We start from the raw sequence: 20940 nt of genomic DNA on the forward strand, positions 1-20940 counted from the left end.
CCCTTGCGGCACGTGATGCGCACGCCGGCCGGCCGATCCCGGATAATGGCCGCATGACCACCCGCCTCAACAAGCACATCGCCGAGACCGGCTTCTGTTCCCGCCGCGAGGCCGACCGCCTGATCGCCGAGCGCCGCGTGACCGTCAACGGCATCGCCGCCGGCGTCGGTGCCGTGGTGGGCGAGGGCGACGACGTGCGCGTCGACGGCCAGCCGGTCAAGGCGCGCGCCGTGAAGGCCGGCAAGCGCAAGCACGTCTACATCGTACTGAACAAGCCGGTCGGCGTGACCTGCACCACCGAGTCGTCGGTGAAGGACAACATCGTCGACTTCATCGGCCACGAGCAGCGCATCTTCCCGATCGGCCGGCTCGACAAGGATTCGGAAGGACTGATCCTGCTGACCAGCAACGGCGACATCGTCAACCAGATCCTGCGCGCGGAGAACCGCCACGAAAAGGAATACCTGGTGGCGGTGAACAAGCCGGTGACCGACGAGTTCCTGCGTGGCATGGCGCGCGGCGTGCGCGTGCACGGACAGATGACGCTGCCGTGCAAGACCGGCCGGATCGCCAAGTTCGGTTTCCGCATCACCCTGACGCAGGGCCTCAACCGGCAGATCCGCCTGATGGCGGCGGCGTTCGACTACCGCGTCACCCAGCTGCGTCGCGTGCGCATCGACAACGTCAGGCTCGGCGACCTGAAGGCCGGGCGCTGGCGCAACCTCACCGACCAAGAACTGCGCGGCCTGCTGCCGCAGCAGGAGAGCTGGTGAGCCCATAGCGTGACGTCAGTCCCTGCCCAGGTGGCTTCCGCTGCCCGCGACTGCAGGCATACTTTCGCGGTCCCTTCCTTCCGCTCCCGGGCATGAGTCGACCGCCCAAGCCCGACAACGAAGAAGCCCGCCTGGCTGCGCTGCGCAGCTTCGACATCCTCGACAGCGAACCCGAGCGCGCGTTCGACGACCTGGTCCGCATCGCCGCCGGCATCTGCGGCGTGCCGATGGCGGCGGTCACGCTGATCGACCGCGACCGCCAGTGGTTCAAGGCGCAGGTCGGCATGGAACGTCCGGATCCCTCGCTCGACACCTCGTTCTGCGCGCACACCGTGCTCGATCCGACCGCCGCGACGGTGGTCCCGGACGCGACCCGCGACCACCGCTTCGCAGGCAATCCGCTGGTGGCCGCGGCCAACGGCATCCGGTTCTATGCCGGTGCACCGCTGGTGACGCAGGAGGGTTTCGCCCTGGGCGCGCTGTGCGTGGTGGACGACAAGCCGCATGAGCTGGCGCCGTTCCAGCTGCAAGCGCTGGACGCGCTGTCGCGGCAGGTTGTGCAACTGCTCGAACTGCGCCGCGTCAGCAAGCAGCTCCGCCACCAGTTGCACGAGCGCGCGTGGTACGAGCAGCAGATGCAGCTGTACCAGGACCAGTTGGAACAGCAGAACGCCGACCTGTCCGAGCAGACGAAGACCGATCCGCTCACCGGTCTGCCGAACCGGCGCGCCTTCGCCGCCGCGCTCGACGGCGCCATGCGGAAGGCCGCGCAGAGCGACGAGCCGCTCGCCGTCGCGGTGCTCGACGTGGACCATTTCAAGACCGTCAACGACCTCCACGGCCACGACGAGGGCGACCGCATGCTGGTGGCGCTGGCCGACATGCTCAAGTCGCAGGCGGCCGGCCGCGGCCTGGCGGCGCGCCATGGCGGCGAGGAGTTCGTGATCCTGATGCCGGGCGCCACGCTGGAGGAGGCCCGCCTGCAGTGCGAGTTCATGCGGCAGAGCGTGGGCCTGCTGCCGATCGGCCTGCCGGTTTCGGTCAGCATCGGCCTGTCCGCCCGCCTGCGGGACGATACCGCAGAGACCCTGTTCCGGCGCGCCGACCAGGCCCTCTACGAAGCGAAGCGCAGCGGTCGCGACCGGGTGGTCGCCGCCGGCTGAATTGATCGCGATCAATGCGCGCTGCGACCCGCGGACGCATCGTGCCCGTGTCGGCGGCGCATCGTGCGCTCGCCCTGCATGCGGAGCACGACGATGAAGATCCTGGTGGCAGTGGATGGAAGCGAGGTCGGCCTGGCCGCCGTGCGGCAGCTGGTCGACTTCAGTGCGGCGCTGGCGGAACCGCCGGACATCACCCTGTTCTATGCCGATCCGCCGCTGTTGCGCTCGGTCGCCTTGAATCTGGGCAAGGACGGCGTGGTGAGTTACCACGCGGAGAACGCCGCGTACGCGATGAAGAAAGCACGCACCGCGTTCAAGCGCGCGCGGCTGCCGTTCCGGGAGACCTATCTGGTGGGCGAGCCCGCAGAAAGCATCGTCAAGCAGGCGAAGGCGTCGAAGGCCGACCTCGTCGTCGTCGGCACGCATGGCCGCGGCGCGCTGAAGCAGCTGTTCGTCGGCTCGGTCGCACTGAAGGTCATCGCGTTGAGCCCGGTGCCGGTGCTGGTCGCGCGCTGAGCGGCTTCCGCGTGCGGGCGTTTCAGTCGACGATGTTCTTGGCCTCGGACGTACCCAGCATTTCCGGATGTTCGATGCGCTTCGGGCGCTGCACCAGCGGATGGAGGAACACCGCGGCCAGGATGATGCCCACGCCCAGGTAGAACAGCGGCGTCAGTTCGCGCTGTTCGCCCAGCAGCACGATCGCCAGCAGGATGGCGTAGACGGGCTCCAGGTTGGTCACCAGTTGCACGCCGTACGCGCTCAGGTGCTTCAGCGCGACCAGCGACAGCGCGAACGGCAGCAGCGTGCAGGCCAGCGACAGGACCACCAGCAGTGCGCCGTCGCGCAGGCCGGGCAGCACGAACAGGTCGCCGGCGAAGGCGGGAAACAGCATCGGCATCAGCGGCGCGAGCAGGGTCAGCAGCAGCGTACCGGCGCCCAGCTCCAGCCCGGTGATGGTCAGCGGTTCGCCATGGTCGATCAGGCGCTTGTTGAGCGGACCGAACACCGCCACCAGCAATGCCGAGATCGCGCCGACCAGCACGCCCAGCCGCATGCCGTCGGGAATGCCGCCGACCACCAGCGCCACGCCGGGCAGCACGGCCACGCCGAACAGCAGCTCGCGCCACGAGAACGGCCGCCGCGTCAGCCACGGTTCGATCACCGACGTGAAGGCCGGCGCCAGGGCGATGCAGGTCACCGCCACCGAGGCATTGGACAGCTTGATCGCGCCGTAGAACGTCAGCCAGTGCAGCGCCACGATCACCCCGATGCCGCAGTAGGCCAGCACCAGTTTCGGCGACATCGCGCGCAGCCCGCGCCAGACCCGCGGCAGGAAGGCGAGGGCGACGACGACAATCAGCATGCGCCACCACACCAGCGGCAGCGCGGACAGGCTGATCAGCTTGCCCAGGATGGGGGTGAAGCCCCACAGCAGCACGCACAGGTGGATCTGCAGCTGGGCCTTGGCGGTCGGGGTCATCGGCATGCGTGCATTGTCGCCGAAGCCTTGCGCGGCTGGCGATGGGTGCGCGGCCTTCCCTTGTTGGAGCGACGTAAGTCGCGACCGCGAACCGACCGTCACCAGACAGGTATGGCAGCGCATGTGCTGCCGGCGATGGGGCTCCATTGCCCGGCAAGGGAACGGTCGCGACTTACGTCGCTCCTGCAGGGAGCGGGAGGCGAGGCTGGACGCCTATCGCTTGCCATGCGATGTTCGCGCGCCACGGCCGTACCGAGCCGCAGGATTCCCGCATGAGCACCGGCGACGCGTCGCACCCGCTGCAACGACCCTTCAATCGACGGGATGCGAAGACGCTGGGCCTGTCCGCGCTGGGCGGGGCGCTGGAGTTCTACGACTTCGTCGTCTTCGTGTTCTTCGCCAAGGCGCTGGGCGCGCTGTTCTTCCCTGCGGGGACCGAACCCTGGCTGGCCCAGCTGCAGGTGTACGGCATCTTCGCCGCAGGCTACGTGGCGCGGCCGCTGGGCGGCATCGTGATGGCGCACTTCGGCGACCGCCTGGGGCGCAAGCGGATGTTCACGCTGAGCGTCTTCATGATGTCGGTGCCCACGCTGCTGATCGGCCTGCTGCCGACCTACGCGCAGGTCGGCGTACTGGCGCCTGTGTTGCTGCTGGTCATGCGGCTGGTGCAGGGGATCGCGGTAGGCGGCGAGGTGCCGGGCGCGTGGGTGTTCGTGGCCGAGCACGTGCCGCGCCGCCGCGTCGGCATCGCCTGCGCCACGCTGACCGCGGGGCTGACGGCCGGCATCCTGATCGGCTCGCTGCTGGCCGCGTGGATCAATGCGAACTACAGCCCGGCGGAAGTGCAGGCAGGCCTCTGGCGGCTGCCGTTCGTGCTGGGCGGCGTGTTCGGTTTCATCGCGGTGTGGTTGCGGCGCTGGCTGGAGGAAACGCCGGTGTTCGTCGAGATGCGCGAACGCAGGCAGCTGGCGCGGCAGCTGCCGGTGAAGCAGGTGCTGGCCGCGCACCGGCCGGCGGTGGTGCTGTCGATGCTGGCCTCGTGGCAGCTGACCGCGGCCATCGTGGTGGTCGTGCTGCTGACGCCGACGCTGGTGCAGACGGGATTCGGCATCGATGCCGCGACCGCGTTCCGCGGCAACAGCCTGGCGACGCTGGCGCTGGTGTTCGGTTGCCTCGCCGCAGGCTGGGCGGTGGACCGGATCGGCGTGGGGCGCGCGCTGTTGATCGGCTCGTTAGGCCTGGGCGTGTCGGCCTATGCGCTGTACGGCGCGCTTGTCGCCGGCCACCACGATCAGTTCGTGGCCTGGTATGCGCTGGCCGGCTTCTGCTGCGGGGTGACCGGCGTGACGCCGGCGCTGATGGTGGCGGCGTTCCCGCCGGCGGTGCGCTTCTCCGGGCTGTCGTTCTCGTACAACGTGGCGTATGCCGTGTTCGGCGGCGTGACGCCACCGCTGATCGGCTGGCTGTCGCAACGCATGGGCGTCCTCGCGCCCGCGCACTATGTGGCGCTCACCTGTGCGGTCGGCGTGGCCGTGGCGGTCTACGTGCTGGTGAAGCGGCCGCTGCGCTACTGATCCGCCGCGCTACGCGCCCAGCCGGCGGATCAGTTCCATCGCCGCAGCCGGATTGCGTTCCTTCGCGCTGCTGATGAAGTAAACGAACACGTCGCGTCGTGGCAGCGCCGGTGCGGGTTCGCCCACATGCGGCAGCCCGGCGATGTCCTCGCCGCGCGACCAGGCGCGTGCGCGCTCGGCCCATAGCGCCAGTTCCTTCGGCGGATAGCCGGTGTCGATCGGCTGCGAGCGCATCAGCCGCGCATAGACGAAATCGGCGGTGAGGTCGGCGAAGGACGGATGGTCGGTGGAATCGGTGAAGACCGTGGCGACCTGGTGGCGGCGCGCGAGGTCGATCAGATCGGCATTCACCGCCGCTGGATCGCGGACTTCCAGCGCATGCCGCAACGGTCGTCCGCCGATCTCGCGCGGGAGCAGCGTGAGGAAGGCATCGAGTTCGTCGGCATCGACGCGCCGGCCGGATTCGAACTGCCACACCAGCGGTCCCAGGCGTGCGCCGAGTTCGGCGATGCCGCCGACGAAGTCCTGCACCTGCGCCTGCGTCGACGCCAGCGAGCGCGACTGCATGATGCGCTTCGGTGCCTTGGCGGAGAACACGAAACCGTCGGGCGTCTGGTCGCGCCAGTTCGCATAGGTCGCCGGCTTCTGCGCGCCGTAGTAGGTGCCGTTGATCTCGATGGCGGTCAGCTGGCGGCTGGCGTATTCCAGCTCGCGCCGCTGTACCAGCCCGGACGGATAGAAGTTGCTGCGCCAAGGCGCATAGGTCCAGCCGCCGATGCCGACGCGGATGCCGTCGGTGGGAGCCGGAGGTGCGGAGGCGAAGAAGTCGTCCATGCGCCGAGCATAGCCCGGAGCGCCCAGCGCCGGGGTTACCATGCGGTCAGCCCGCGCCCTCGGAGATGCCGCATGTCCTGGACCACGCCCGACCTCTGCGACCAGTTTCCCGATGTACAGGTGGCCGAACCGGTGTTCCGCGGCTTCGGCGGGCAGGCGCGCTTCGCCGGTCCGGCGGTCACGGTGAAGTGCCTCAACGACAACTCCCGCATACGCGAACTTGCGGCGACGCCGGGCGAGGGCCGGGTGATCGTCGTCGATGGGGGCGGTTCGCTGACGCGCGCACTGCTGGGCGACCTGATTGCGGCGAATGCGGTGAAGAACGGATGGTCCGGCCTGGTGATCTTCGGTTGCGTGCGTGACGTCGAGGTGCTGGCCACGCTGCCGCTGGGCGTGCAGGCGCTGGCCGCGCATCCGATGAAGACGGACCGGCGTGGTCTGGGCGAGGTGGACGTGCCGGTATCGTTCGCCGGTGTCTCGGTCACGCCGGGCGACTGGATCTATGCGGATGCCAATGGCGTGCTGGTCGCCCACGCGCGCCTGGCGTAGAGCCGAGCTTGCTCCGCTGCTTTTCTGCGCGTAGCCGAGCAAGCTCGGCTCTACAAGAACGTTGGCGGTGCCGGAAGTCACTGCCCGCGCCGCCTGCGCGTGTGTTGCGTCCCCGCACAGGCGCGCTGTTCCGCTTTACGTAGAGCTGAGCTTGCTCGGCTGCTTGTTGGTGTAGCAGCGGAGCAAGCTCCGCTCTACGGGGTGGTCGAGTTGCCGGAAGCCACTGGATCCCCGCGTTCGCGGGGATGACGTCCCGGCAAAGGCGCGCTGCGCGCACACCGGGACGTCACTTGATCGGTTCGTCCAGCATCAGTTGGCGCACGAAGCGCACCGGCGGGGCGCCGTAGGACAGCACCTGGTCGTGGTAGGCCTTCAGGTTGAACTGCGCGCCCTGCTTGGCTTCGGCGGCCTTGCGCAGGTCGAAGTGCTCCTGCACGCCGACGAAGTACGTCGGCAGCTGCGCCGAGGTCAGCTGCGCGCGCGTCCACTTGCCGGCGGCTTCGCGCTCCTGCTGGAAGGTCTGCCGCACCATCAGGTCCATCGCCTGCTCGCGCGTCCAGCCATCCACCTGCACGCCCTGGTCGAGGATCGCGTTGGCGATCGTGCGCAGGTAGAACTTCATCTGCACCAGGTGGAACAGCGGATCGTTGTCCAGGTAACCGGCGTCGGACATCATCTTCTCGGTGTAGACCGCCCAGCCTTCGGCGAACATGCCCGAGCGCAGCACGGCGCGCAGCGTGGACGGGAACTTGGCCGAGTGCCAGCCTTCCAGGTAGTGGCCCGGCGTGCCTTCGTGGATGCTCAGCAGGTGGATCATCCGGCTGTTGTATTCGCGCAGGAACGAATCGACCTGCTGCTGGCTCCAGTCTTCCGGGATCGGCGAGACGGCGTAGAAGGTCTTCAGGTGCTTGTCGAGCGGGCCTGGCGAATCGCAGTAAGCCACCGCGACGCCGCGCTGGAACTCCGGCATCTCGATGATCTCGACCGGCGCATCGGGCAGCGTGACCAGATCGTGCTTGCGGACGAACTCGGTGGCCTGCGCCAGCGCCGCTTCCGCATCCGGCACCACCTTGTCGCGTGCGGGACGCTCGGCGTAAGCCAGTTCCAGCGCCGCCTCGATGGCCTTCTGCTGCTCGTCGGCGGTCGGCGTGTCCGGCAGCGCCGGCGCGCCGGGCCTGTCCTTCAGCACGGTGCGGGCGATGCCGTACATCGCTTCGCGCACGCGCTTCAACTCGCCTTCCGCGCGCTGCTTGATGTCCGCGCGCGACAGCGACGACAGCAGGGCGAACTGCAGTTTCTGGTCGTACAGCGTCTGGCCGATGCGGAAGTCGCCCTTCGCGTTCGGTACCAGCGTCTTGTCGAGCCACGCCTGGTGTTCGGCGACCGCCTTCTTCAGGCCGTCGATCGCGGCCTCCGCCTGCTGGCGGTCGGCTTCCGGCAGATCCTTGAGGTTCGGTGCGATGAACGTCTCGACGATGCTGAGGATGCCGGCGTTCTGCCTGGCGACGGTCTCGGCATGAATCTTCGGCACGCGCGCGGGGTCGAGGTTCTCGCGCGCCTGCGCCAGCAGCGCCGGGATCTTCTGCATGCGCGCGGTCGCCGACTTCAGGCGCTCCGGCAGCGGGGCGAATTCGCGCGCCATCAGGTTGTAGAGCGCACCGCCGGCGACGTTGTTGTAGACCTGCGGGTCCCAGGCCCAGCTCTGCAGCGTTTCCGCGGTCCAGATGTCGTACTGCAGCTGGTTGCGCAGGATGGCGGCGTCGACCTGGTTCTCGCGCGACAGCGCCGCGACGTCCATCGCATCCAGTTCGCCCAGCGTCTTCCTGCTGAAATCCAGGCCCTTCTGGCGGCCGGCGGCGCTGAGGTCGTCCAGTTCGCCGTCGTACCGGTGTTCGCCGATCTGGGTGGCGCTGACCGGCGACAGTTGCAGCCAGCCCTCGAGCGCGCGCTTGGACAGGTCGGCGAAGGCCGCGTCGGCCTTGGCGGTATCCGCGGCCGTGGCGGCGGATACCGCGCCGGGGGTGGCCACGGGCGCTTCGCTCTTCTGGCAGGCGGACAGGGAGGCCAGCAGGGCGGCGGCGAGCAGGGTCTTGCGCATGGGAGTCCTGTTGCGGTGCATGATGGGGCGGAGCCGGCAGCATAGGCCGAAGGTCATGCCCGGGCCTGTGCCATTCGATATACGCTGGCGCCCCCGGTCCCGGAATCGCGGTCATGAAGCACGAAGGAAGCTGTCATTGCGGGCGCATCGCGTTCGAGGTGGAGGGCGACATCGCCGACGTCATCGATTGCAACTGCTCGCTGTGCCGCCGCCGCGGCGGCCTGCTATGGTTCGCGCCGCGCGAGGCACTGGTGCTCAAGACGCCGGAAGGCGACCTGTCGACCTACACGTTCAACAGGCATCACATCCAGCATCATTTCTGCGCGGTCTGCGGCATTGCGCCGTATGGCGAAGCCGCGCATCCGAAGACCGGTGTGCAGATGGCCGCCGTCAACGTGCGTTGCCTGCCGGCCCTGGATCTGTCTTCGCTCAAGGTCACGGCGTACGACGGCGCCAGCCTCTAGCGCACCCGCTGCGCGTTCCGTCCCAGGAAGTCGTCCGGCATCGGCGGCAGCGGCGTGCGCGCGTCGCGCGCTTCCTCCTTGAGCCAGTCGATGAAGACCTGTGCGGTCGCACTTGGCGGCCGGTGCGCGGGATGCACGGCGTAGTACGCGAAGCGGGCCTTCAGCGCGGGGCCCGGCAGTCGCACCAGTTCGTAGCGCTGCAGGTACGGTTGCGCCACATGGCGACGCGCCAGTGCCGCGCCCACGCCGTACACGGCCGCCCGCATCGCGTCGGTGCTGTCGTTGAAGCTGTGCATCGGCGGCAGGCGCAGGCCGCGTACACCGGCAGCACGGAACCAGTCGCGCCAGCCCTGCAGTGCGAGGTCGGTAACGAGCGGCAGTTGGGCGATCTGGCGCGGCTCCTGCACGGCATCCAGTCCCGGCAACGCGGGCGAGGCGACCGGAAACAGTTCGTCGTCCATCAGGTGGTGGGCAGTGAGTCCGGCCCAGTGGCCGGGGCCGTGGCGGATGCCGAGTTCCGGACCGTCGTCATCGAAACGCGTCAGCGCGATGCCGGTATCCACGTGCAAGCGGATATCCGGATGCCGCGCACAGAAGCGCGGGAGCCGCGGCAGCAGCCAGCAGTAGGCCAGCGAGTGCAGCGTCGTGATGCGCAGGGTGGTGGTCCTGCCGGCCAGTTGCAGATGCGAGGCCACCGCGTCGATGTCGCCGAGCGCCGCATTGGCCGCGTCCGCCAGTTGCCGGCCTTCGGCGGTGAGCTTCACCCCGCGCGCATGGCGCTGGAACAGCACCACCCCGAGCAGCCCTTCCAGCTTGCGCACGTGATGGCTGACTGCGCTGGCGGTGAGGTGGAGTTCGTCCGCCGCGTGGGCGAAGTTCTGGTGCCGGGCGGCAGCGGCGAAGACGCCAAGGGCGGGCAGCAGGGCGGGGCGCAGGCTCATGATCGCTCCAGGCACAAGCCAGATTTGTGGCTCGCGCGCATGGTACGCGCTTGTGGGCCATGCCGCTTCCGCCAGAATGGGCGCAGGCACGAACGAGGACGGCCGCGATGGCACAGGGAGACAGCGTCGTCATGACACCGCCCCACGTGGTGGGGCGCGACTGGCGCACGCCATTGGAGTTGCTGCTCCTGGGGGCGATCTGGGGCGGCTCGTTCCTGTTCATGCGCATCGCCGCCAATCCGTTCGGTCCGTTCGCGCTGGTGGAAGTGCGGCTCGCGCTCGGTGCCGCCGTCCTGCTGCCGTTCCTGTGGCGGGAGCGCGCGCATTTCCGCGCGGAGCTGTGGCCGACGCTCGCGATCATCGGGGCGATCAATTCAGCGATCCCGTTCCTGCTGTTCGCCTGGGCTGCGCAGCGCTCGCCGGCGGCGATCGGCGCGATCTGCAATGCGATGACGGTGCTGTTCGCCGCGATGGTCGGCTTCCTGTTCTTCGGCCAGAAGATCGGCCTGCGCCGTTCGCTGGCGCTGCTGGTCGGCTTCATCGGCGTGGTGGTCCTGGCGACCAGCAAGGCGGGTGGGCTGAGCGTGGGCGGTGCCGTCGTCGCGGGCGCGACCGCCGCGCTGCTGTACGGGGTCGGCGTGAACCTGGTGCGCAAGCATCTGGCCGGCATTCCACCGGCGGCGGCCGCCGCCGCCACGTTGAGTTGTGCGGCGCTGCTGGTGCTGCCGTTCGCGGCGACGCATTGGCCGACGGCCGCCATCGGTGCCGGTCCGTGGAGTGCGGCCATCGCCATCGGCGTGCTCTGCACGGGCTATGCGTTCCTGCTCTATTACCGGCTGATCCACCGCATCGGTCCCGCGCGCGCGGCGACGGTGACGTACCTGGTGCCGCTGTTCGGTGCGGGCTTCGCGTGGCTGTTCCTCAACGAACCGGTCACGCCGGCGATGCTGGCTGCCGGCGCATTGATCCTGGGCAGCGTGGCGGTGAGCCAGCGGGCGACGTAAGACTGATGGCCGTTGTGGGAGCGACGTCAGTCGCGATCACGGCGTCAGGACAGCGTCATCGCGACTGACGTCGCTCCCACAGTGAGGCTATCGATTCAACGCTTCGCTTCGCGCACGGGCAGCGGCACGTTGCACAGGTCGATATGGCCCGCCGTGCGTACGTACCAGTCGTCGCGGCGGTTGCGGCGCGCTTCGGTGGCGGCGGCGAAGGTCTTCGAATCGGTGCGCAGCACCTGCAGCGGAACGCGTTCGTTGTCCGGCACGTCGCGGGCGAGGCGGATCGCGGTGATCGGCGTGCGTTCTTCAGCCTTCTCGTAGAAGCCCATCGGCTCCGGACCGCGCGGGATCGCGCTGAGCAGTTCCATGCCCTTCACCACGCGGCCGACCAGGGTGATGTTGCGGTCGAGCTGGCGGGGCGACTGTCCGGTGACGACGTACAGCTCGCTGCCATTGCTGCTGTCCGGCGGACCGCCGCGGCCTGCGCCCAGCGCGCCGTAGCAATGCGTCAGCCAGGCGTCGCCAGCCTTCGGATCACGCGCGGCGGGGAAGCCGTCGACGAAACCCACCTGCGGTGCCCAGCCATCGACATCCGGCAGGCGTGTGAAGTTCAGACCTGCGCTCTTGCGCGAGAATTCTGCCGGCAGTTTCGTCTTCGCCGTGCCGAGCGACTTGGCCTTGGCGGTGTCTTCCGCATCGGCATCGCCGAACTGCACGACGAAGTTGTCGTGCGAGCGATAGATGGCCAGTCCGTTCCAGAAGCCTTCGTGCGCCAGCGTGCGGATGTTGGCGACGTGTTCGGGCGCGAAGGCCGGGGCCAGTTCGATCACCACGCGGCCGCCGGGCACGTCCATGTACAGCGTGTTGGCCGGATCCAGCGTGCGCCAGTCCGCGTCGGGCGAGGCGTCGAGGATCTCCTTGGCCGTCATCGGCTTTGGCGGTTCGGACGCGTGGGCAAGGGGCAGGGCGAGCAGGCAGGCGAGCAGCAGCGGAAGACGGCGCATGGACACTCCGGGGCACGGGATGCCCCGATTGTAGTGCGCCCGGCGCGCGGGTAGCCGGCTCTGTCGAGGACGGAGCCGCGGCCGATCAGGTCTTGTAGTTCTTCGCGCGGTTGATGCCCAGCGCGATCAGCGTGCCCAGCGCGCCCGACAGCAGGTAGGCGCCCAGCCACGACAGGCCGAAGTTGGCGCACAGGCCCAGCGCCACCAGCGGCGCGAAGCCGGCGCCGATCAGCCACGCAAGATCGGACGTCAGTGCGGCGCCGGTGTAGCGGTAGCGGCGACCGAAATTCGCCGTGACCGCGCCCGCCGCCTGGCCGTACGACAGGCCGAGCAGGGCGAAGCCGATCAGGATGAAGGCGCTCTGGCCGACCGGGCCGCCTTCCATCAGCGTCGGTGCGAAGCCGCTGAACATCGCGATGCCGACCGCCAGTCCGCCCAGCGTGCGCGCACGGCCGACGCGGTCGGCGATCAGGCCCGAGACCACGATCGCCCCGGCCGCGATGAAGGCGCCGAGGATCTGCACCAGCAGGAAGCTGACGACGGACTGCTGCGAATACAGCAGGATCCACGACAGCGGGAAGATGGTGACGATGTGGAACAGCGCATAGCTCGCCAGCGCGGCGAACGCACCGATCACCACGTGGCGGCCCTTGGCCTGGAACAGTTCGCGGACCGGGGTGGGTTCCAGTTCCAGTTCGCCCATCTTGTCCTGGTATTCGTCCGCGACCACGATGCGCAGGCGTGCGAACAACGCCACCACGTTGATGGCGAAGGCGACGAAGAACGGATAGCGCCAGCCCCACGTCAGCAGATCGGCCTCTTCCAGATTGGCGTACAGGAAGGCGAACACGCCGGCGGCGACGATGAAACCGACGGGCGCGCCCAATTGGCCGAGCATGGCGTACCAGCCCCGGCGCTCCTTCGGCGCATTGAGCGCGAGCAGCGACGGCAGGCCGTCCCACGAACCGCCCAGCGCCAGGCCCTGCAGCACGCGCAGGAACGCGAGCAGCGCGATCGACACCGCGCCCAGCGCGCCATAGCCGGGCAGGAAGGCGATGCCGGCGGTCGCCGTGCCCAGCAGGAACAGCGCGACCGTCAACTTGAGGCCGCGGCCCCAGCGGGCCTGGATCTTCATCGACAGCATGGTGCCGAACGGACGCGCGACGAACGCCAGCGCGAACAGCGCGAACGACCACAGCGTGCCTTCCAGGCGATCCACGAACGGGAAGAACACCGACGGGAAGATCAGTGCCGATGCGATGCCGAAGACGAAGAAGTCGAAGTATTCCGATGCGCGCCCGATGACCACACCGACGGCGATCTCGCCCGGGGCGACATCGGCATGGGCCTTGGTGCCGTGGTCGTGGGTGGAAGTCGTGGGGCTGGTGGACGCCATGGGAAGGGCTGCCGGGTCGGACTGCGGGAAAGGTACGCCCATAGGGTCGCAGACCGCACCCGCCGTCGCGATAGGACAAAACGTCCAATACTCCGCGCAGGGCCGGCGCACTACATTGATCCGGATCAATCCGTAAGCCCCACGCCCATGTCCCTCATGCGCAGAGCCCTGCAGGCCGCCGTGGCGATGTCCGCCGCCGCCGTGCTGTCGGGCTGCAACCTGCAGGTCCTCAATCCCGCCGGCGACATCGCCGCCCGCCAGGGCAACCTGATCCTGGTGGCGACGGCGCTGATGCTGGTCGTGATCATTCCTGTGATCGCGCTGACGTTCTGGTTCGCCTGGCGTTACCGCGCGTCGAACACGCAGGCCACCTACAAGCCCGACTGGGACCACTCCACGCAGTTGGAACTGGTCATCTGGGGCGTGCCGCTGCTGATCATCATCGCGCTGGGTGCGGTGACGTGGATCGGTACCCACCTGCTCGATCCGTATCGCCCGCTGGGCCGCATCGCCGAAGGGCGTCCGGTGCCGGAAGCGGTCAAGCCGCTAGAAGTGCAGGTGGTGGCGCTGGACTGGAAGTGGCTGTTCGTCTATCCCGAGTACGGCGTCGCGTCGGTCAACCAGATGGCCGCGCCGGTCGATCGTCCGATCACCTTCCGTCTGACATCGTCGTCCACGATGAACGCGTTCTACGTGCCGGCACTGGCGGGCATGATCTACACGATGCCGGCGATGGAGACCAAGCTCCACGCGGTGATGAACAAGGAAGGCGACTACGAAGGCTTCTCGTCGCATTACAGCGGCGCGGGCTTTTCGCATATGCGCTTCCGTTTCCATGCGTTGACCGACGAAGGCTTCGACCGCTGGATCGAAACCGCCCGCGCGGGCGGCAAGGCGCTGACCCGCGGCGAGTACCTGCAGCTCGAAGTGCCGAGTTCGCGCGAGCCGGCGCGTCTCTACGCATCCGTCGATGCCGGCCTGTTCGATGCGGTGGTCAACCGCTGCGTCGACACCGACCGCCTGTGCATGGACCAGGTGATGGCCTACGACGCGATGGGCGGGCGTGGACTGGACAGCGCCGACCCGTTGCAACGTCCGCGTCGCGGCAATCTCGCCGCTGGTCCGTTCGTCCGCGCCGACCTCTGCACCGTCGAGACCGCGCAGGCGGCGGCCCTCGCTTCGCCTGTCACCACCGCGGGCGGCCTGAAAGCGCCCTGACGCGCTTCGCCGCCGCACTACTGGATTCACCGGATTCGCCCGATGGCTTTCGATACCAGCACCGTCACGCATTCTCCGATCACCGGTCGCCTGGCCTGGGACGCGATTCCCATGCTGCACGACCCGATCATCGCCACGACCTTCATCGGTACCTGCCTCGGCGGTCTCGCGCTGGTCGCGGTGATCACGAAGTACAAGCTGTGGGGCTGGCTGTGGCGCGAGTGGTTCACCAGCATCGACCACAAGAAGATCGGCATCATGTACATGGTGCTGGGCTTGGTGATGCTGCTGCGCGGCTTCGCCGACGCCATCATGATGCGCCTGCACCAGGCGATGGCTTTCGGCGACAACCTGGGCTACCTGCCGCCGCACCACTACGACCAGATCTTCACCGCCCACGGCGTGATCATGATCTTCTTCGTGGCCATGCCGCTGGTCACCGGCCTGATGAACTACCTGGTGCCGCTGCAGATCGGCGCGCGCGACGTGGCGTTCCCGTTCCTCAACAACTTCAGCTTCTGGATGACCACCGCCGGTGCGGTGCTGGTCATGCTGTCGCTGTTCCTGGGCGAATTCTCGACCTCGGGCTGGCTGGCACTGTCCAACCTGGGCAACCAGGATCCCGGGGTGGGGCTGGACTACTACATCTGGGCCTTGCAGATCGCCGGCGTCGGCACGTTGTTGTCCGGCGTCAACCTGCTGGTGACCATCCTGAAGATGCGCGCGCCGGGCATGGGCATGATGAAGATGCCGGTGTTCACCTGGACGGCGCTGTGCACCAACGTGCTGATCGTGGTGTCGTTCCCGGTGCTGACCGCCGTGCTCGCGCTGATGACGCTGGACCGCTACGTCGGCACCAACTTCTTCACCACCGACCTTGGCGGCAACGCCATGCTGTACGTCAACCTGATCTGGATCTGGGGCCACCCGGAGGTCTACATCCTGATCCTGCCGCTGTTCGGCGTGTTCTCCGAGATCGTGTCCACGTATTCGGGCAAGCGCCTGTTCGGTTACTCGTCGATGGTCTACGCCACGGTCTGCATCACCGTGCTGTCGTACCTGGTGTGGCTGCACCACTTCTTCACGATGGGCTCGGGCGCCAGCGTCAACTCGTTCTTCGGCATCACCACGATGATCATCTCGATCCCGACGGGCGCGAAGATCTTCAACTGGCTGTTCACCATGTACCGCGGCCGCATCCGCTTCGAGGTGCCGATGCTGTGGACGATGGGTTTCATGGTCACCTTCGTGGTCGGCGGCATGACCGGGGTGCTGCTGGCCGTCCCGCCGGCGGATTTCGTGCTGCACAACTCGCTGTTCCTGGTGGCGCACTTCCACAACGTCATCATCGGCGGCGTGGTGTTCGGCCTGTTCGCGGCGATGACGCACTGGTTCCCGAAGGCCTTCGGCTTCAGACTCGACGACTTCTGGGGCAAGGTCTCGTTCTGGTTCTGGCTGGCCGGCTACTGGTTCGCGTTCACGCCGCTGTACGTGCTGGGCCTGATGGGCGTGACCCGCCGCATGAGCCACTTCGACGACCCGTCGCTGCAGATCTGGTTCCAGATCGCCGCGTTCGGCGCCGTGCTGGTGGCGATCGGGATCGCCGCGTTCCTTTACTGCATCTACATCAGCTTCCGCCGCCGCGAACAGCTGCGCGACCACACCGGCGATCCGTGGGGTGGCCGCGCGCTGGAATGGTCGACCTCGTCGCCGCCGCCGGACTACAACTTCGCGTTCACCCCGGTCGTGCACGACACCGATGCCTGGACGGACATGAAACAGCGGGGATTCCAGCGTCCGCGCGACGGGTTCAAGGCCATCCATATGCCGCGCAATACCGGCGCCGGCGTCATCCTGTCGGTGCTGAGCACCCTGTGCGGCTTCGCGATGATCTGGCATGTCTGGTGGCTGGCAGGCGTGTCGCTGCTGGCGACGATCGTCTATGCGATCTGGCACAGCTTCGATCGCGACCGTGACTACCACATCCCGGCCGACGAGGTTGCGCGAACCGAGCAGGCGCGCACCGGACAGCTGGAACGCGCACTGTTGAACCAAGGCCTCGCGAAGCACGCCCATGTCTGAGTCCATCGCCCTGACCCGACCCGACGGCTCGCCGGTGTTCCTGGACACCGAGGGCAGGCACCATCCGGAGAACGGCACGCTGCTGGGTTTCTGGATCTACCTGCTCAGCGACCTGATGATCTTCGGCAGCCTGTTCGCGACCTTCGGCGTGTTCTCCGGCAGCTACGCCGCCGGCCCGTCCGGTCGCGACCTGTTCCTGCCCAACCTGCACCTGATCGCGATCAATACCGGCATCCTGCTGGTGTCGTCGATCACCTACGGTTTCGCCATGCTGGCGATGATGAAGCGCAACAGCCGTGCCACGATCGGCTGGCTGCTGGTCACCGGCCTGCTGGGCCTGGGCTTCCTGTCGATCGAGCTCTACGAGTTCCACCACCTGATCCACATCGGCGCGGGCCCGCAGCGCAGCGCGTTCCTGTCGGCGTTCTTCACGCTGGTCGGCACGCACGGCCTGCACGTGCTGTTCGGCGTCGTCTGGCTGGTCGTCCTGTGCTTCCAGGTACGCAAGTGGGGCCTGAACCGGACCACCACGCGCCGCATCGCCTGCCTGTCGATGTTCTGGCACTTCCTCGACGTCGTCTGGATCGGCGTCTTCACCTTCGTCTACCTGATGGGCGTGCAGTGATGAGCAACCCTTCCTCCCCTTCGCACCACGACGACGATTTCCTCGAAGACGGCATTCCGCACGTCAGCGTGAAGGAGTACGTGACCGGCTTCGTACTGGCGGTCATCCTCACCGCGATCCCGTTCTGGCTGGTGATGGGCAAGGTGCTGCCCACGCCCGCCATCACCACGCTGGTGATCCTGGCCTTCGCGATGGTGCAGGTCGTCGTGCACATGGTCTACTTCCTGCACATGAATCCGAAGTCGGAAGGCGGCTGGAACCTGTTCGCGCTGATCTTCACCGCGGTCCTGCTGGTGATCGTGCTGATCGGCACGCTGTGGGTCATGCACAACATGAACACCAACATGATGCCCGGCACGCACGATATGCATCAGATGCAGGAAGCGGCGCAGAGCCTGCCGTGAGCGATCCGGCCGCCGCGATCCCCCTGCATGCGCCGCGCAGGCGATGGCGGGTCGCGTTCGGCGCACTGCTGGCGGTCGCCTTCTGCGGATTCGTCGCACTGGGGATCTGGCAACTGCAGCGGATGGCGTGGAAGCACGACCTGATCGCCCGCGTCGATGCGCGCATCCACGCCGATGCCGTGCCTGCACCCCCTCGTGCGCAGTGGCCCGCCGTCGGCGACGCGACCGACAGCTACCGGCGCGTGTCGGTCACGGGTCGGTTCGTGTCCGACAACGAAACGCGCACGCAGGCGGTCACCGAGCTCGGCGGCGGCTTCTGGGTGCTGCAGCCCCTGCAGACCGATGAGGGCGACTACGTGCTGGTGAACCGGGGCTTCGTGCCGAGCGGCGCTGCGACTGCGCCAGCGCCGGCAGGCCAGGTGTCGGTGCAGGGCCTGCTGCGCATCAGCGAACCGGAGGGCGGCTTCCTGCGCCACAACGTGCCGGAGCAGGACCGCTGGTACTCGCGCGACGTTGCCGCCATCGCGCAGAAGCAGGGGCTCCCCGCGGGGCGGGTCGCACCGTTCTTCATCGATGCGGATCGCGATGCGACGTCGCCCGACTGGCCGCGCGGCGGCTTGACGGTGGTGAAGTTCCGCGATTCGCACCTGTCCTACGCGTTGACCTGGTTCGGTCTGGCGTTGCTGACGCTGCTCGCCGGCGGCCATCTGGTCGCGTCGGAGCGCCGATTGCGCCATGATCGGCGCCGGAAAGGCACGCACCCCGACCATGCACGCAGCCACGAGCCAGGATGAGGTAGCCGGCCCCGCACGCAGGACCTCCACCGTGAGCAGTTCCCGCGACCGGGCAGGGCTGCGCAACATGCAGCAGCTGATCCAACTGCGCTGGATCGCCGTAGTGGGACAGGTGGCGACCATTCTGGTGGTGCATTACGGCCTCGGCATTGCGCTGCCGCTGGGTCTGATGTGCGGCGTGCTGGCCGCGCTGGCCCTATTCAACCTGGTCAGCCAACTGTGGTGGCGACGCAGCGAGCATGTCTCCAGCATCGCATTGCTGATCGGCCTGCTGGTCGACGTGGCGTCGCTGACGATTCAGTTGTACCTGTCGGGCGGCATCACCAATCCCTTCGTCTTCCTCTACCTGCTGCAGGTGGTGCTGGGCACGGTGCTGCTGCGCGCGTCCCTGAGCTGGGTGATCGCCGCCGCCGCCGCGCTCTGCGTCACCGGACTGACGCTGGTCCGCACGCCGATCGAACTCGCCGTGGAGCCGGCACGCGGGCTGGCCGACCACTACGTGCAGGGGCTGCTGGTGTGTTTCCTGCTGATCGCCGGCCTGCTGGTGGTGTTCATCACCCGCATCGGCGGCATCCTGCGCGAGCGCGACGCGCGCCTGGCCGAATTGCGCCAGCGGGCGGTCGAGGAGGAGCACATCGTGCGCATGGGCCTGCTGGCCTCCGGTGCAGCGCACGAGCTGGGCACGCCGCTGTCCACGCTGTCGGTGATCCTGGGCGATTGGCAGCACCTGCCGACGATGGCGTCCGACGGCGAACTGCACAACGACGTGCTGGAAATGCAGGCGCAGGTGGCCCGCTGCAAGTCCATCGTCACCAACATCCTGCTGGCCGCCGGCGGACCGCGCGCCGAGGCGCCGACCGAGACCACGCTGCACGCGATGCTGGACGACCTCGCGGCCGAATGGCGCGAGGCGCGCAATCCACTGTCGTTCCGCTACAGCAACCGCTGCGATGTGGACCCGGACATCGTGTCGGACGTCGGTCTGCGGCAGATGGTCTTCAACGTGCTCGACAACGCGCTGGAATCGTCGCCGCAATGGGTGGCGATGGACGCGCGCAGCGACGGCGACACGCTGGTGATCGAGATCAGCGACGCGGGGACGGGTTTCGTGCCCGACGTCCTGCAGAAGCTCGGAACGCCCTACAACACCAGCAAGGGCCGGCCCGGAGGCGGGCTGGGCCTGTTCCTCTCGGTGAATGTCGCGCGCACGCTGGGTGGTAGCCTGACGGCGAAGAACCGGCCTCAGGGCGGGGCGATGGTCACGCTGACGCTTCCGCTGGGCGCGATCGCTATCGAGGAGGACGACGATGATGAGCAAGAGTGATCGCCGCCTGCTGATCGTCGAGGACGATGCGGCGTTCGCGCGCACGCTGGTCCGTTCGTTCGAGCGCCGTGGTTACCGGGTGCGGCATCTCGCCGGGGAGGAGGGCATGCCGGCGTTGCTGGAGGACTTCGCGCCCACCCATGCCGTCGTCGACCTCAAGCTCGCCGCCGGCGCGTCGGGCCTGTCCAGCGTCAAGCACCTGCATGCCTTCGACCCGGACATGGTCATCATCGTGCTGACCGGCTACGCGAGCATCGCGACTGCGGTTGAGGCGATCAAGCTGGGCGCGCGCCACTACCTGGCCAAGCCGTCCAATACCGACGACATCGAAGCCGCCTTCCAGCGTGCCGCCGGCGATGCCGACGTGGAACTGACCGCGCGCACCACGTCGATCAAGACCCTCGAGTGGGAGCATATCCACGAGGCGCTCGCTGCCAGCGACTTCAACATCTCCGAGGCCGCGCGCCGTCTGGGACTGCACCGGCGCACGCTGGCGCGCAAGCTCGAGAAGCGGCGGGTCAAGTAGCGGTCCGCGGGCGCGTGCCCGCATCCATCCGCCACGGCGTCGCGTACCTGCATCACGTCCCTCCGGTACGACGCGATGCGTCCCGAATCGAAGCGCCTGATCTTCAACCTGCTGGGAAACCAGATCGTCTGGTTCATTGCCGTCATCGCCGCGGGACGCGGCCATGCCTGGCCGGCCGTGGTGGCCGCCGCCGTCTTCGTCTGCCTGCACCTGCTGAAGGTCGCTCGGCGCCGGGACGAAGTGCGGCTGGTGGCCCTGGCGCTGCTGTGCGGTCTGCTGGTCGATGGCGTGGCGTCGGCGCAAGAGTGGCTGGTCTACCGCGCCGCCGCCTTCGGTGGCCTGCTGGCGCCGCCATGGATCCTGGCCTTGTGGGCATCTTTGGCGGTCACGCTCGACACGGGCATGCGCGCGCTGCAGTCGCGTCCGTGGGCGGGCGCGGTGGTGGGGGGCATCGGCGGGCCGCTGGCTTACCTCGCCGCGGCAAACGGCTGGGCCGCCGTGCGCTTGACCCGCCTGCGTGGCATGGGTTGGCCTGGCTCGCCGCCGCGTGGACGGTCGCGCTGCCGCTGCTGCTGCGCGTGGCCCGCGCACAGGCACGGCGGACGGACGCCTGACGGGCGTGCCCTGGGGGACTTGGACGTCGTGCGACACAGCCGAAGGATTGGATGACTACTGGCACATTCGCTATAT

Annotated in this window: 21 protein-coding genes; 15 read left to right on the plus strand and 6 right to left on the minus strand. The window is 68.0% G+C overall.

Annotated elements, in window-relative coordinates:
- The first annotated feature begins 53 nt into the window (after window positions 1-53).
- The 3 genes from AC1Q5B_RS09090 to AC1Q5B_RS09100 all read left to right on the plus strand — a co-directional run bounded on the left by AC1Q5B_RS09090 (window position 54) and on the right by AC1Q5B_RS09100 (window position 2452).
- Entirely contained in the window at window positions 54-773 is a 720-nt protein-coding gene (locus tag AC1Q5B_RS09090) for a pseudouridine synthase (protein ID WP_492631361.1), read from the plus strand.
- 92 nt (window positions 774-865) lie between these two features.
- Window positions 866-1936: a GGDEF domain-containing protein gene (locus AC1Q5B_RS09095; RefSeq protein WP_492631362.1), complete on the plus strand. Its 1071-nt coding sequence runs from the start codon at window positions 866-868 to the stop codon at window positions 1934-1936.
- 93 nt (window positions 1937-2029) lie between these two features.
- Window positions 2030-2452, plus strand: a complete 423-nt coding sequence (locus tag AC1Q5B_RS09100; RefSeq protein ID WP_492631363.1) for a universal stress protein — start codon at window positions 2030-2032, stop codon at window positions 2450-2452.
- A gap of 22 nt (window positions 2453-2474) precedes the next feature.
- Here AC1Q5B_RS09100 and AC1Q5B_RS09105 read toward each other — a convergent pair whose 3' ends face one another.
- Entirely contained in the window at window positions 2475-3422 is a 948-nt protein-coding gene (locus AC1Q5B_RS09105; RefSeq protein WP_492631364.1) for a DMT family transporter, read from the minus strand.
- Between the two features lie 266 nt (window positions 3423-3688).
- On the opposite strand from AC1Q5B_RS09105, the gene AC1Q5B_RS09110 reads away from it, so the two are divergent.
- Window positions 3689-4990 carry an MFS transporter gene (locus AC1Q5B_RS09110; protein ID WP_492631365.1) on the plus strand — a complete coding sequence of 434 codons (1302 nt, stop codon included), beginning with the start codon at window positions 3689-3691 and terminating at the stop codon, window positions 4988-4990.
- Between the two features lie 9 nt (window positions 4991-4999).
- Here the strand turns inward: AC1Q5B_RS09110 and AC1Q5B_RS09115 are convergent, their stop codons facing one another.
- The gene (locus AC1Q5B_RS09115; protein WP_492631366.1) at window positions 5000-5824 is read right to left on the minus strand and encodes a DUF72 domain-containing protein; all 825 of its coding nucleotides are present in this window, start codon (window positions 5822-5824) and stop codon (window positions 5000-5002) included.
- Between the two features lie 72 nt (window positions 5825-5896).
- Here AC1Q5B_RS09115 and rraA point away from each other — a divergent pair, with 72 nt between their 5' ends.
- A complete protein-coding gene (rraA, locus tag AC1Q5B_RS09120; RefSeq protein ID WP_492631367.1) occupies window positions 5897-6373 on the plus strand; it encodes a ribonuclease E activity regulator RraA in 477 nt (158 codons plus the stop codon).
- A 286-nt stretch (window positions 6374-6659) separates the two neighbouring features.
- Here rraA and AC1Q5B_RS09125 read toward each other — a convergent pair whose 3' ends face one another.
- Window positions 6660-8471 carry a DUF885 domain-containing protein gene (locus AC1Q5B_RS09125; RefSeq protein ID WP_492631368.1) on the minus strand — a complete coding sequence of 604 codons (1812 nt, stop codon included), beginning with the start codon at window positions 8469-8471 and terminating at the stop codon, window positions 6660-6662.
- Between the two features lie 113 nt (window positions 8472-8584).
- Here AC1Q5B_RS09125 and AC1Q5B_RS09130 point away from each other — a divergent pair, with 113 nt between their 5' ends.
- On the plus strand, window positions 8585-8935 hold the full coding sequence (locus AC1Q5B_RS09130) for a GFA family protein (RefSeq protein ID WP_492631369.1): 351 nt from the start codon (window positions 8585-8587) through the stop codon (window positions 8933-8935).
- Here AC1Q5B_RS09130 and AC1Q5B_RS09135 read toward each other — a convergent pair.
- Window positions 8932-9876, minus strand: a complete 945-nt coding sequence (locus tag AC1Q5B_RS09135; protein ID WP_492631370.1) for a LysR substrate-binding domain-containing protein — start codon at window positions 9874-9876, stop codon at window positions 8932-8934. The genes AC1Q5B_RS09130 and AC1Q5B_RS09135 overlap by 4 nt on opposite strands.
- Before the next feature lie 131 nt (window positions 9877-10007).
- Here AC1Q5B_RS09135 and AC1Q5B_RS09140 point away from each other — a divergent pair, with 131 nt between their 5' ends.
- Window positions 10008-10880: a DMT family transporter gene (locus AC1Q5B_RS09140; protein ID WP_492631371.1), complete on the plus strand. Its 873-nt coding sequence runs from the start codon at window positions 10008-10010 to the stop codon at window positions 10878-10880.
- 95 nt (window positions 10881-10975) lie between these two features.
- Here AC1Q5B_RS09140 and AC1Q5B_RS09145 read toward each other — a convergent pair whose 3' ends face one another.
- Window positions 10976-11881, minus strand: a complete 906-nt coding sequence (locus AC1Q5B_RS09145; RefSeq protein WP_492631372.1) for a peptidylprolyl isomerase — start codon at window positions 11879-11881, stop codon at window positions 10976-10978.
- An 85-nt stretch (window positions 11882-11966) separates the two neighbouring features.
- Window positions 11967-13277, minus strand: a complete 1311-nt coding sequence (locus tag AC1Q5B_RS09150; protein WP_492631373.1) for an MFS transporter — start codon at window positions 13275-13277, stop codon at window positions 11967-11969.
- Window positions 13278-13433: 156 nt separating this feature from the next.
- Here AC1Q5B_RS09150 and cyoA point away from each other — a divergent pair, with 156 nt between their 5' ends.
- From cyoA to AC1Q5B_RS09190, 8 genes are all read left to right on the plus strand, one after another.
- Window positions 13434-14495, plus strand: coding sequence for a ubiquinol oxidase subunit II (gene cyoA / locus AC1Q5B_RS09155; RefSeq protein WP_492631374.1), 1062 nt, complete (start codon window positions 13434-13436; stop codon window positions 14493-14495).
- A 42-nt stretch (window positions 14496-14537) separates the two neighbouring features.
- Window positions 14538-16577, plus strand: a complete 2040-nt coding sequence (gene cyoB, locus AC1Q5B_RS09160) for a cytochrome o ubiquinol oxidase subunit I (protein ID WP_492631375.1) — start codon at window positions 14538-14540, stop codon at window positions 16575-16577.
- Entirely contained in the window at window positions 16570-17202 is a 633-nt protein-coding gene (cyoC, locus tag AC1Q5B_RS09165) for a cytochrome o ubiquinol oxidase subunit III (RefSeq protein WP_492631376.1), read from the plus strand. The genes cyoB and cyoC overlap by 8 nt, the downstream gene beginning before the upstream one ends.
- Window positions 17202-17606: a cytochrome o ubiquinol oxidase subunit IV gene (cyoD, locus tag AC1Q5B_RS09170; protein ID WP_492631377.1), complete on the plus strand. Its 405-nt coding sequence runs from the start codon at window positions 17202-17204 to the stop codon at window positions 17604-17606. Before cyoC ends, cyoD begins: the two co-directional genes overlap by 1 nt.
- Window positions 17603-18400, plus strand: coding sequence for an SURF1 family protein (locus AC1Q5B_RS09175; protein WP_492631378.1), 798 nt, complete (start codon window positions 17603-17605; stop codon window positions 18398-18400). The genes cyoD and AC1Q5B_RS09175 overlap by 4 nt, the downstream gene beginning before the upstream one ends.
- A 31-nt stretch (window positions 18401-18431) precedes the next feature.
- Window positions 18432-19724: an ATP-binding protein gene (locus tag AC1Q5B_RS09180; RefSeq protein ID WP_492631379.1), complete on the plus strand. Its 1293-nt coding sequence runs from the start codon at window positions 18432-18434 to the stop codon at window positions 19722-19724.
- Window positions 19711-20250 carry a response regulator transcription factor gene (locus tag AC1Q5B_RS09185; RefSeq protein WP_492631380.1) on the plus strand — a complete coding sequence of 180 codons (540 nt, stop codon included), beginning with the start codon at window positions 19711-19713 and terminating at the stop codon, window positions 20248-20250. Before AC1Q5B_RS09180 ends, AC1Q5B_RS09185 begins: the two co-directional genes overlap by 14 nt.
- 75 nt (window positions 20251-20325) lie before the next feature.
- Window positions 20326-20919 carry a DUF2878 domain-containing protein gene (locus AC1Q5B_RS09190; protein ID WP_492631381.1) on the plus strand — a complete coding sequence of 198 codons (594 nt, stop codon included), beginning with the start codon at window positions 20326-20328 and terminating at the stop codon, window positions 20917-20919.
- Window positions 20920-20940 lie beyond the last annotated feature (21 nt).

This window comes from Pseudoxanthomonas sp. GW835-FHT14C01, assembly GCF_058793715.1.